The sequence below is a fragment of the Paenibacillus sp. FW104-T2 genome (assembly GCF_058789975.1).
The window spans coordinates 193,759-206,317 of record NZ_JBYTCE010000004.1 but is presented as its reverse complement, the minus strand read 5'-3'; the positions used below and the strand labels follow the sequence as shown (position 1 = coordinate 206,317).

Genomic DNA, 12,559 nt, shown 5'->3' with positions numbered 1-12,559 from the left:
ATCTAGATGAGTCCCGATACCATAATGGCTGAGTATACCAAAAAGAGAGCCATCACGATACTAAAAGCTTTTTGATGATCATGCAAAAATTGCCTGAACACAGAGCCGAAAACAACCCAGCTGGTAAAGGCCAAAAATCCAATCAAAGTGATAAGACAGACAAACAGCATCGTTGACAGCGAGGTGTCATAATAAGGAAGCACATAGCTGGGGATGACGGTGAACGTGAACAGAATTACCTTCGGATTCACAAACTGCATAATTAAACCGCTCACAAATCCGGTTGCTTGCTTCGGTGCCTCCTCGGAAGATCCCATCTTGTAGATCTGATAGGCGAGGTACAGCATATACAGGCTGCCAACGATCTGCATCACATGAAGAAGACTGGGCAAGATGCCGGCCAGAAGATGATTGAGGAAAGCCGATGCGGCAAGCAGCAACCCAAAAGCCACGGTGGCTCCCCATACATATTGCATGGTTTTGCGTGCACCCGCGTGCTGAACTGAAGATAAAATGACAATATTGCTGGGTCCTGGCGTAAAGGTAACCACAATGCAATAAATCAAAAAAGATGTAAGGTTCATCGTTTCATAGTGCCTCCCCGGGTTGTAGTTTCATGATCATACTGCGGGAATGGGGGAACCGATAGTACATTATTGCAGCAGCACAACCTGAGATCGAAAGTATGAAGATACTTTGGTTGGAGAGGAAAGCGGTTTCTTTTTTGCGTGTTTGCGTTTACAATTTAAGCGAAACACAAGTGGACAGATCTCAAGGATGTGAAAACGAATATGAAAAAGACATTGCTGGTCTACATTTTGCTTATCTCGGCTTTTGCACTGTATGTACTCAGGTATGAATACTCAAGCGAAGCGAATGGCTCTTGGGAAGCCAAGGGACTGCGTGGAGATATTGGTGAAACATACATCATGATTACATTTCAGTCTGGCTTGGAATATTGGAAAAGTGTGCTCAAAGGCTTCGAGGATGCGGGGGATGCGCTCGGAGTAACCGTGGAGTATCGGGGAGCTACCCGATATGACCCGAAGGAACAGACCACGATCATTGAGCAAGCGATTGCACGGAAACCGGCAGGCATCGCCATCTCCGCCATTGACCCGCAATCGCTTATTCCTGTGATTAACAAAGCATTGGATGCAGGGATTCCGGTGGTTTTGTTTGATGCGGATGCCCCGGACAGCAGGGCCTATTCTTTTCTCGGCACGGACAATTATCAAGCAGGGGTGACTGCTGCGGACAAAATGGCCGAGCTTCTGGGCCGGGAGGGAGAAGTCGCCGTTCTGACCATGCCGGGACAGCAAAATCATGAGGAGCGAACGGAAGGGTTCCGTAATACCATCCGTGATCGGTACCCTTCCATGAAGGTTGTTGAAATCGCGGACGGGCACGGAGATGCAATGAAATCGAGGGATGAAGCTCTTCGAATGATGAAGACATATCCGGAGCTCGGCGGTATTTTTGTAACCGAAGCTACGGGAGCAGCGGGCGTTGGTGAAGCGGTTCAGAATGGGGATGCAGGTTATCCGCTACAGATCATATCCTTTGATACCAATAAAGCTACACTGGACATGATCAAGAGCGGCACAATCTCTGCAACGATCGCACAGGGAACCTGGAACATGGGTTACTGGTCCCTTCAATACCTGTTTCATTTGCACCACCAACTCACCGTACCTGCACCGTCTTCTTCGGATGAAAATGCACCGCTGCCGGTTAGGGTGGATACCGGAATCTCTGTCGTGACACGATCGAATGTAGATGATTACTATGCCAAATAAAACAGAACATCGTTCTCGAATGCCCCTCGGCTGGAAGAAAATTCGTTTCTGGATGAAGAGCGGATTGCAGAGACTGCGATTGCGTAATATGCCACTGCGCTATCAGCTGATGCTGCTCTTTTTGCTCTTTGCAATCGTTCCTTCAGTGGGACTCGGACTGCTGGTGAACTGGACAGTGGAACGGATTGTTGAAAGGCAGGTCGAGGGACACACGATGCAGCTAATCGGCAAGGTCAATGAAGCACTTGACAGCAAGATGGAGAATTTGCAAAACATGACCTATCTGATTGCGTTTGACCCGGATATCCGTGCGTTCATGGAAGGGAAAACGGAGTTTGACGGTCATACAGGAGCAGCCGTATCCGGTGGCGATTCGAATCAGTCCAAAGATCAGGAACAACTGTATGGGATCAAGCAGTTTTTGCAGGGATTCACGACATTGTATCCGGAAATTGCAGGAATTGTCCTTGTGAATGGAGACGGAGATTACATTAGCAACGAGATGTACCCGAAAACCAATCAGAGCCTGGTTCAGGAGGAGTGGTACCAAGGTGCATCCCGGAATGCCGGCATTTTTACTGTTCTGGGTCAACCGAAACAGCGTAACATCACGACACATGTTCGGTATAAGGATAGTGAAATTGTGTCTGTTGCACGTTCCATCACGGATGAAACATCAGGACGCGTGCTCGGTGTCATTATGATTGACCTGAAACTGCGTACCGTATCTCAGGCCGCCAGGGATGTAACGTTGGGGAAATCCGGATATGTGATGGTGACCGATGCAGAAGGGCGAAGTGTCTATATGCCGGATAACCCACTTGTTGAGCAGATCCCATCCGCGTGGTTCCCATCCGCGGATAGCGGAATATTTAACGCTGAAGCGGATGGGAAGGAGTTGTTATTCATGTACCAGTCTTCCTCGTTTACAGGATGGAGAACTGTAGGGGTATTCCCGGCAAGGGAATCGATCGCTGAAGTCCGCCAGATCCAGTTTTACGTCGTCAGTTTTGTGTTCGTGGTCTGTCTCTTTGGTCTGAGCGCTTCCCTGCGGTTCTCCAGTTCCATTGCTCAACCGATTTTCCGGTTAATGTCTTATATGCGCAGGGCGGAAACGGGAAATCTCAGATCGGGCCGCTGGAGCGATCGTGCTGATGAAATCGGCATGCTGGGCAGAAGTTTTAACCGAATGCTGGCACGGATCCGGCAGCTCATGTCTCTTAATGAATTACGGGAGAGGCAAAAACGGGATGCTGAAATGCGAAGCCTGCAGGAGCATATCAAACCTCATTTTTTATATAACACCCTGGATACGATCCATTGGATGGCACAGAGGAAAGGTGTGGACGATGTATCCGAGATGGTGGGAGCCCTGTCCAGACTGTTTCGTATCGGGCTCAGCAAAGGCAATGATTTCATTCCCTTGAAATCCGAGGTTGAACATATATCCAGTTATCTGCAAATTCAGCAGACCCGGTACCGGAATCGACTTCAATGTGAGCTGGTGATTCCGGAGGAGCTGAAGGAGCTGTTCGTGCTTAAGCTGGTGCTGCAGCCTATTGTGGAAAATGCCATCTATCACGGGATTAAGGGCAGACGAGGTCCGGGTAAGATTCGAATTGAGGCCAAAGTACAAGATCATAAGCTGTATCTGACGGTACAGGATGATGGCGCCGGGATGTCCAGCGAGCGGCTGCACGAGATGGCGCAGCTGCTCGGTACGCCCCTGGAAAGCATGGAAACACAGGAAGCCGGTCAGGGCGGCAAAAGCTATGGCATGCTGAATGTACAGGCACGCCTTCGGCTTTCTTTTGGAGAAGAATATGGGATTAGTTTGAATAGTCGGGAAGGTGAAGGGACTTGTGTGACCATCACTCAGCCGTTGATGAAAGAACTTCCACAAGCGTTGCAATTCGATACTGAGGGAAGGCGGGATAGTCAATGAAGGAAGCAATGATCCAAGCAGCTTGGACAGAAGCAGAGACGGAGAGTACGGCAGCATCGGTGGCTGCAGCCCAGACATTGCAGTCGGCCCGGCGTTACCAAGTGCTGATTGCAGATGATGAACCGATTATTCGCGAAGGCATTCGGGATGCCATTGACTGGGAAGCGCTTGGCATGGAGGTTGCCTGTGAAGCGGAGGACGGAGAGGAAGCGCTGGAGCTGGCTGTCCAGTTCGGTATTGATATCCTTCTAGTCGATATGAACATGCCATTTCTGAACGGCATTGATCTGATCCGTCGCCTTCAGGATGAGTGTCCGGATTGCCGCTGCCTCATCATCTCCGGGCATGATGAGTTCGCTTATGCCCAGGAGGCTGTGCGACTTGGCGTGGAGGATTACATTCTTAAGCCGGTAGATGCAGAGCGGCTGCATGCTGCACTTATGCGCCTGAAACAGCGCATGGATGAAGAACGTAGACGTACGGCCTACGTCAAGCAGGCTGCCGACCAGATCGAACGCAACATTCCGCTGCTGCGACAGCGTTTTTGTCTGGAGTGGCTGGAAGGACGGGCGGAAGGAAAAGATCTGACAGAGCAGCTTGCGTTCTTGCGCCTGCCACCGGATCCGCCTGTGCAGATCGGGGTCGTCCGCTGGCCTGCTGCCGAAGCACGGCAGTCCCTTATGCGGGAGAATGATCGTCAATTGTTTCTGTTTGCCGTGGAGAATATTATCGGTGAACTGCTGGGAGATCTTCCCCATGTCCTGTTCCGGGACCCGAATGGATTAATTGGCTTTTGTCTCTGGCAGGCAGCTCCGGAAGAACTGGATTGCACGATTGAACAGCAAATCAGTGCCTGTCTCAACATTGCTGTTCATGCTCATGTGGAGCAGAATACAGGTGAATTGGAGGACGTCCCGAGTGCTTACCGGTTATGCCGTGAGCTTATCTATGGGGAAGCCCGCTTGTCTCCGCTGGTGCGCAGAGCTCGGCAGATCATTCATGAAGGGTACGCGGATCGGGAACTGACACTGGAATCGCTCGCTTCGCGTCTGCAAGTCTCCTCGGTATATCTCAGCCGGGTGCTCAAGAAAGAGTTAAACGATACATTCGTAACGCTGGTCACCCATGCTCGCATCCGCAAAGCAGTACAGCTGCTGGATTCAACGGCACTGCCTATCCACAGCATTGCAGAACGGGTCGGTTACGATACCCAGCACTATTTCAGCACGGCGTTCAAGAAAGTGATGGGCATTTCACCCGCACAGTACCGGAAGGATGGGGGCACAGGGCACAGTACCTCCGCAGATCGGGTGTAGCATCACAAGACATGGCGAAGACAACAGAGTTGCTCTGCTTCTGCGAAGCGGATCAGCTCTTTTTTTTCGTCCTGGAGATGGATCTGGAACTGTATTCAATGAAAGGGATGAGGTACTCCTTCTGAGAATACAAAAGTTAAATTTTTATAAAAAAGGTTCAAAAGCTGCAAAGACTGTTTAAACGTGACAATGCTACGATGGGGTCAGGCAGAAACAGAAGGCAATTGAAGTTCATTTCTGGATTGTAAGCGTTATCTTGTAAAACACAATCAGATCCGCATGATTCGAGGAAAGGGGAACTTGATATGAAAAAAGGAGCAGTGATGATCTGGCTTCTGGTGATGACATTGATGTTATCGGCCTGCAATCTGGCTGAGAGCGGAACAGGCAGCAAGGAAAAAGGATATGTCGGCATCTCCATGCCAACGAAATCGTCCGAGCGCTGGGTCGGCGACGGTGAGAACATGGTCCGACTATTTCAGGAGCAAGGGTATAAGACAGATCTGCAGTACGCTGAGGACGTGGTCGAAAATCAGATTTCACAGATTGAGAACATGATCACCAAGGGAGTGGATGTGATGGTCATTGCATCCGTGGACGGCAATACACTGACGGATGTAATCAAGAAGGCTCACGATGAGGGCATTCAAGTCATATCATACGACCGCCTGATCCGGAACACGCCTTATCTCACGTATTATGCAACGTTCGATAACTTCAAGGTTGGGGTACTGCAGGCTTCCTACATTGAGCAGAAGCTTGGCCTCAAGGAAGGCAAAGGACCATTCAACATTGAGCTGTTTGGCGGCTCACCCGATGACAACAATGCGTACTTCTTCTTCGACGGCGCAATGTCTGTACTGAAACCCTATATCGATTCCGGCAAGCTTGTGGTACGTAGCAACCAGACCACAATGGCACAGATTGCGACCTTGCGCTGGGATGGAGCACTCGCCCAGTCGAGGATGGATAACCTGCTCAGTGCCTATTACTCTGGAGATAACCTGGATGCAGTGTTGTCCCCATACGACGGAATCAGCATTGGCATCATCTCGTCACTGAAAGGCGTCGGATACGGATCAGAAAGTAAGCCTCTGCCTGTTATTACTGGGCAGGACGCGGAGCTGGCCTCCATCAAATCCATTGTTGCCGGAGAGCAGACACAGACGGTATTCAAGGATACACGCAAGCTCGCGGAGCAGACGGTAGAGATGGCCAATAGTATTTTACAAGGAAAACAAGCAGAAGTGAATGACGAAAAATCATATAACAACGGTATTAAAATAATTCCGGCCTATTTGCTGGACCCGATCTCCGTGGACCGGACCAATGTGGAGAAGGACATTGTCGGCTCCAATTATTACACCAAAGAAGAAATCGGACTGAAATAATAATGGAAAGGAGCAAGTCCCATGACCGGAATCATATTGGAAATGAAGGGCATCACCAAAACCTTTCCTGGCGTCAAAGCACTGGAAAACGTCAATCTCAAGATCCGGGAAGGTGAAATTCATTCCCTGTGCGGTGAGAACGGTGCAGGTAAATCCACGCTGATGAAAGTGCTTAGCGGTGTATATCCACATGGAACGTATGAAGGAGATATTTTATTTCAGGGGAAAACCTGCGAGTTCAAAAGCATCAAGCAGAGCGAGGATCTGGGAATCGTCATTATCCATCAGGAACTCGCACTAATCCCTTACCTGTCCATTGCCGAGAACATCTACCTGGGCAACGAGCGTGCCAGCAAAGGCATCATTGACTGGAAAGAAACATTGGTCGGCACACGTGAATTGCTCTCCAAAGTGGGCTTGAGCGAAAATCCGAACACCCTTGTATCCAACATCGGTGTAGGGAAGCAGCAGCTGGTTGAAATTGCCAAAGCACTTTCCAAAAAGGTTCGTCTGCTCATTCTGGATGAACCGACGGCAGCGCTGAATGAGGACGATAGTGAAAACCTGCTCCAATTAATGCTGGAGTTCAAGAAGCAGGGAATTGCGTGTATTCTGATTTCCCATAAGCTGAACGAGGTGTCCAAGGTATCGGATTCCGTCACGATATTGAGGGATGGCAAGACCATCGAGACGCTGGACATGAGGAAGGATAACGTCACCGAGGACCGGATTATCAGCGGTATGGTGGGCCGTGATCTGACAAGCCGCTATCCCGAGCGTCATGCGGATATTGGTAATGTCATTTTGGAAGTGAAGGATTGGACGGTTTATCACGAGCATCATGCTGATCGCAAAGTGCTGGACCTGGTCAACATGAATATTCGGCGTGGTGAAATCGTCGGCATAGCTGGTCTGATGGGTGCGGGACGCACAGAGCTGGCCATGAGCATATTTGGCAAATCCTATGGACGCAACATATCGGGCCAGCTCATCAAGGATGGCCAACCGATTCAGAACAACAGTGTAACGGAAGCAATTCAGAATGGTTTTGCCTACGTGACAGAGGATCGGAAGGAATACGGACTTATTCTTATGGATGATATCAAACGCAATATTTCACTGACCGGCCTGGGCAAGCTGACCAAAAACGCCGTTGTGAATGAACGTGAAGAAGTGCTGGTTGCCGAAGAGATGAAGAAAAGCATGAATATCAAGGCCCCAAGCATCCTTCAGAAAACCGGCAATCTGAGCGGGGGTAACCAGCAGAAAGTGGTGCTGAGCAAATGGATATTTGCCGGACCGGATATTCTCATTCTGGATGAACCGACCCGCGGAATCGATGTGGGCGCGAAATTCGAGATCTATACGATTATTCACCGGCTTGCTGCTGAGGGCAAGGGCGTGCTGGTCATCTCATCCGAGCTCCCGGAGGTTTTGGGCCTGTGTGACCGGATTTATGTCATGAATGCCGGGCGCATCACGGGAGAAGTCAGCCGCGAGGAAGCGACGCAGGAAACGTTGATGAGATATATGACGAAGTCTGGAGGCGAGAAGCATGGAAATGCTAACTAAACTGTTCAAAAACAATATACGCCAATACGGCATGATTATCGCACTGGTTGTCATTATGATCTTGTTCGAGGTGCTGACTGGTGGGCTCTTGCTGAAGCCGATCAATATTACGAATCTGATTCTGCAGAACAGCTATATCCTGGTGCTCGCCATCGGGATGGTACTGGTCATCATTACAGGACATATTGATCTGTCGGTCGGATCTGTTGCAGCCTTTGTCGGTGCAGTGGCGGCAATTATGATGGTTGACTGGCAGCTTCCAGCCTGGCTGGCAGTGATTGCTTCTTTGCTGGTGGGGGCGTTAATCGGGGCCTGGCAGGGCTTCTGGATCGCATATGTGCGGATTCCGGCCTTTATCGTAACCCTTGCGGGCATGCTGCTCTTCCGCGGCTTGACGATGATTGTGCTGGAGGGCCAGTCCATCTCTCCTTTTCCGGGGGGATTCCAAAAGATTAGCTCCGGGTTCCTGCCTGATATCCAATTCTCAGGTTTCGGTCTCATCTCGATTCTTGTAGGGATTGCGCTTACAATCTGGTATATCGTAAATGAACTGCGGGAACGCCGCTCCCAGCGGAAATACGGATTCGCGGTGGTGTCGCAGGGACTTTTCCTGCTCAAGCTGATTGTGGTGGCTGCGGTAACGAACCTGTTCACCTTCGTACTCGCAAGTTACGCCGGAATTCCGAATATCCTGATCCTGCTGTTTGTTCTGATCGTCGTGTATTCCTTCGTCATGAACCGAACTGTAATGGGACGTCATGTGTATGCACTTGGTGGAAATGAAAAGGCCGCAGGACTATCCGGAGTCAAAACTAAAAAAGTGACGTTCTGGGTATTTGTAAACATGGGTGTGCTCGCTGCTGTATCCGGTCTGATCTTCGCTGCTCGTCTGAATGCGGCTACCCCAAGAGCGGGTACCAACTTCGAACTGGATGCGATTGCTGCCTGCTTTATCGGTGGAGCTTCAGCTTCCGGAGGGATTGGAACCGTGTTTGGAGCGATCATCGGCGGCTTGGTTATGGGGGTACTGAATAACGGGATGTCCCTCATTGGACTGGGCATTGACTGGCAGCAGGGAATTAAAGGTTTGGTGCTTCTGCTTGCCGTAGCCTTCGATATCTATAACAAAAATAAGAGATCGGCATAGATTGATAGAAAAGTAGATCATTTCATTTCATCGATATCTTAAAGCTTGGATGTCACTTATGATTAGATGCACTGTTCATTCATTTGGAAAGGCATAAACAGACCCGCTATCCTTCATAGTGGGTCTGTTTTCCGTATGTCAGGCACAGCCGGTTTTACATGAGTGCATCCAGAAACCGGGTTGCGATCCCGAAGTAAATAAACAGCGACAATATATCGTTCAGCGTAGTGATCAAGGGTCCGGAGGCAACGGCGGGATCCACCTTGAAGCGACTCAGCAATAGGGGGATACATGTACCTGTCAGTGTACCGATAACGAGTGTGAAAAAGAGGGACACGCCAATAATGGTGCCGAGCAGCCAGTCCCCCTGCCAGAAGTAGGCGATAACTGTAATCATGACTCCGCATACGAGTCCAATCAGGGTACCTACCTTGATTTCCCGGCCGATCAACGCCAGTACGGTGGACTTGTCGAGCTTGCGTCCAATGAGGCCGCGGACGACGACAGCCAGGGACTGTGTTCCCGTGTTCCCGGTCATACCGGCGATCATGGGCATGAAAAATGCGAGTGCAACCACCTGATTCAGCGTATCCTCGAAGAAGTCCACAATGCTGCCTGAGATGAGTCCGATGAATAGTAACAGGATAAGCCAGGGGAGCCTGCGTTTAACCGCCACGAGTGGTTTGGTATCAAAATCAATATCCTTGCCGCCGCCCCCCATCTTGGCAAGGTCTTCACTGGCTTCATGCATGATGATATCAATGACATCATCCATCTGAATGACACCACAGAGTCTGTGGTTCTCATCAACGACGGGTAAGGCGATAAATTCATAACGCTGCAGCAGCTGCGCAGCTTCTTCCTGGTCCATGTCCACAGTCGCATAAATGACGCGCTTGGTCATCAGCTCCTCTACCCGGGTCTTGTCACCCGCCTGAAGCAGGGATCGGTGACTGACCACTCCAACGAGTTTGCCTTCATCATCCGTAACGTACAGATAGCTCGTAGCTGGTATAGGCGGAGTGCCCTGGGATTCCCTTATCGCTTCCTTCGCCGTCTCATGCGCCAGAAGAGTCCGGTAACGGTCGGTCATGATCCGGCCTGCCGTCTCCGGAGGATAGTTCAGCACGGAGCGGATAATGGCAGAATGGTCGAGATGCATGTTCGACAACAGATGTTCCCTGCGTTTGGCAGGCAAATCATGCAGGAACCGGATCAGATCACTCTTGTCCATCTGCTGCATGACCTCAAGCGTACGTTCAGGACCAAGCTGTTCGAACAGCTTAATCTGTTCGTGAAGCTTGAGCGATTCGGCCATATCGGCGAGAACATCTGGCTTGAACAGAAGCAGCAGCCGCTTCGTTTCCTGTTCGGGAAACTTTTTGTAGATGAGCGTAAGATCGTAAGGATGCAGCTCTTTTATCGCTTTATAAAATTCGGGGAGGTCTTGGGTTTGTACATATTGAACCAGCAGCGCGGTGATTTCTTCGATTGAATTATTCTTAGGCGATTGAGGTCCGTTCTTGTTCATATCAAGACTCCTTTCTAGAGGCGGGGATCCGTATTTTTAAACGCAATGTAAGCGAGGTAAACAGCAAATTGGATGAGTGAAGCATGGACTGCGCTATTGAAATCTTGCTCAACCATTCGGAACGTGCTTACAAATAGGCGCTGCGGAGATATACTGGTTGTACAAGTAACTGATGAGGAGGACTTGCACGAGTGGAAAAAGAGATCAGAACACAGCTGCTCAGTCTGGCCGAACCGGAGTACCAAAAATTCTCGGCTGCATTGATTCCCAATATTACGAATCTGATGGGTGTTCGATTGCCTGCGATACGAAAGATGGCGAAAAAGCTCGCTGCAGGGGACTGGCGTGCATACCTGGAGACGGCTGACGATGACTATTTCGAAGAAGTGATGCTGCAGGCCATGGTTATTGGTCATGTCCAGGCGGATCTGGATGAATGGCTGGAGCATGTCGCCGCTTTTGTTCCCAAGATTGATAACTGGTCGATATGTGACAGCTTCTGCGCCGGATTGAAATATACGAGGGTGCATGCAGAATCCGTGTGGAATTTCCTACAGCCTTATCTGAAGTCGGATCAGGAGTACGAGATACGTTTTGGCGTGGTCATGCTGTTGAACTTTTATCTGGATGAGACATACATTGATCGGGTTCTGGTCTCATTGGATCAGATTAAACATGAAGCGTACTACGTCAAAATGGCGGTAGCGTGGGCAATATCGATGGCCTATGTGAAGCAGCCAGAAGTGACGATGCCATATTTGAAAAACAATACGCTCGATGATTTTACCTACAATAAAGCTCTGCAGAAAATAACGGAGTCTTATCGCGTGGATCCGGAGACCAAGCAGATGATTCGCGGCATGAAGCGGAAGACCAAGAGATCTATTCGTGTTTAGCCGCGGAGCCTTCTTTATATAGAAAGAAACGAAATGAAATACTCCATAGGGAGGAGAGTGGACACATGCGAAAAAAGATCATATGGTCTGCCTTGGAGCTGGACGGCAGTCCGTGGGTGTTGATCGCTACGGAACTTGGGATCTGCCGTATTGTCATGCCGAATGAAACGTTGGAGGACTGGAGCAGCTGGATTACCCGGATTGCCCCGGGAGCAGGGCTGGTACAAGATGAACAAGCCATAAAGGGGACAGGCATGGTGGACTGGCTGCAAGCTTACTTTGCAGGGGAGCCGATTCGTTATACGGACGAGATTCCACTTGATCTGATTGGCACAGCATTCCAGCAGCAGGTGTGGAAAGAGCTGGGGCGTGTCCCTTATGGTGAAGTTTGCACATACGGCGAGATTGCGGCTGCAATCGGCAGACCTACGGCGGTTCGTGCAGTTGGGGCGGCGAACGGGGCGAATCCCATTCCCCTTCTGTTACCATGTCACCGCATTATCGGTGCCAACCGTAAACTGACCGGATTCCGCGGAGGCTTGGAGTTGAAGCGCAGACTGCTGGACTTAGAGCGGATTGAAGGCGTGACTAATGGCGGGCATGAGCGGTTTCATTTTTGAAGAGCGGTGGTTTAGGAGGGTGGATAGGGTGCAGGCACTTAGTTGTGCCTGTTTTTGCGTTCTCTGATTATCGTTCCGAGCGTCTGTGGAATAACTAGAACAAGTAGGAGAATCACCGTGTACGAACCCCAATGCACTTCTGAAAGGGACGTCCCGGTTACCGTATAGTACAGCAGCATGAAAAGCGTAATTGCGATTGCGCTTACAAGGATAGGAAGCCATTTGTTCATGTTGAGGGCACACCTTTCCGCCAGTCAGATCCAAACGATCATCGTATGGAACACCAACGTTTTACATATTTTTGCCTCGTTCACCCCTATGGTACCATAGAGCACAGATGAT

Annotated in this window: 11 protein-coding genes; 8 read left to right on the top strand and 3 right to left on the bottom strand. The window is 50.0% G+C overall.

The window, feature by feature from the left end:
* Nucleotides 1–2 precede the first annotated feature (2 nt).
* Entirely contained in the window at nucleotides 3–584 is a 582-nt protein-coding gene (locus AC3WQ3_RS07255) for a LysE family translocator (protein ID WP_492471873.1), read from the bottom strand.
* 207 nt (nucleotides 585–791) lie between these two features.
* Here AC3WQ3_RS07255 and AC3WQ3_RS07250 point away from each other — a divergent pair, with 207 nt between their 5' ends.
* The 6 genes from AC3WQ3_RS07250 to mmsB all read left to right on the top strand — a co-directional run bounded on the left by AC3WQ3_RS07250 (nucleotide 792) and on the right by mmsB (nucleotide 9,170).
* Nucleotides 792–1,799, top strand: coding sequence for a substrate-binding domain-containing protein (locus tag AC3WQ3_RS07250; RefSeq protein WP_127538703.1), 1,008 nt, complete (start codon nucleotides 792–794; stop codon nucleotides 1,797–1,799).
* Nucleotides 1,800–1,887: 88 nt separating this feature from the next.
* On the top strand, nucleotides 1,888–3,744 hold the full coding sequence (locus AC3WQ3_RS07245) for a cache domain-containing sensor histidine kinase (protein ID WP_492471925.1): 1,857 nt from the start codon (nucleotides 1,888–1,890) through the stop codon (nucleotides 3,742–3,744).
* On the top strand, nucleotides 3,741–5,060 hold the full coding sequence (locus tag AC3WQ3_RS07240; protein ID WP_492471872.1) for a response regulator: 1,320 nt from the start codon (nucleotides 3,741–3,743) through the stop codon (nucleotides 5,058–5,060). Before AC3WQ3_RS07245 ends, AC3WQ3_RS07240 begins: the two co-directional genes overlap by 4 nt.
* Nucleotides 5,061–5,365: 305 nt before the next feature.
* Complete coding sequence (chvE, locus tag AC3WQ3_RS07235; protein WP_095289592.1) at nucleotides 5,366–6,451, top strand: multiple monosaccharide ABC transporter substrate-binding protein; 1,086 nt, start codon at nucleotides 5,366–5,368, stop codon at nucleotides 6,449–6,451.
* Between the two features lie 21 nt (nucleotides 6,452–6,472).
* On the top strand, nucleotides 6,473–8,023 hold the full coding sequence (gene mmsA, locus AC3WQ3_RS07230) for a multiple monosaccharide ABC transporter ATP-binding protein (RefSeq protein WP_492471871.1): 1,551 nt from the start codon (nucleotides 6,473–6,475) through the stop codon (nucleotides 8,021–8,023).
* Nucleotides 8,007–9,170, top strand: coding sequence for a multiple monosaccharide ABC transporter permease (gene mmsB / locus AC3WQ3_RS07225; RefSeq protein WP_095359718.1), 1,164 nt, complete (start codon nucleotides 8,007–8,009; stop codon nucleotides 9,168–9,170). The genes mmsA and mmsB overlap by 17 nt, the downstream gene beginning before the upstream one ends.
* 154 nt (nucleotides 9,171–9,324) lie before the next feature.
* Here mmsB and mgtE read toward each other — a convergent pair whose 3' ends face one another.
* Nucleotides 9,325–10,701, bottom strand: coding sequence for a magnesium transporter (gene mgtE / locus AC3WQ3_RS07220; RefSeq protein ID WP_492471870.1), 1,377 nt, complete (start codon nucleotides 10,699–10,701; stop codon nucleotides 9,325–9,327).
* A gap of 191 nt (nucleotides 10,702–10,892) precedes the next feature.
* Here mgtE and AC3WQ3_RS07215 point away from each other — a divergent pair, with 191 nt between their 5' ends.
* Both AC3WQ3_RS07215 and AC3WQ3_RS07210 read left to right on the top strand, forming a co-directional pair.
* Complete coding sequence (locus AC3WQ3_RS07215) at nucleotides 10,893–11,597, top strand: DNA alkylation repair protein (protein ID WP_336780335.1); 705 nt, start codon at nucleotides 10,893–10,895, stop codon at nucleotides 11,595–11,597.
* Nucleotides 11,598–11,662: 65 nt separating this feature from the next.
* On the top strand, nucleotides 11,663–12,217 hold the full coding sequence (locus AC3WQ3_RS07210; protein ID WP_492471869.1) for a methylated-DNA--[protein]-cysteine S-methyltransferase: 555 nt from the start codon (nucleotides 11,663–11,665) through the stop codon (nucleotides 12,215–12,217).
* Nucleotides 12,218–12,255: 38 nt separating this feature from the next.
* Here the strand turns inward: AC3WQ3_RS07210 and AC3WQ3_RS07205 are convergent, their stop codons facing one another.
* A complete protein-coding gene (locus AC3WQ3_RS07205; RefSeq protein WP_492471868.1) occupies nucleotides 12,256–12,447 on the bottom strand; it encodes a hypothetical protein in 192 nt (63 codons plus the stop codon).
* Nucleotides 12,448–12,559: the final 112 nt, after the last annotated feature.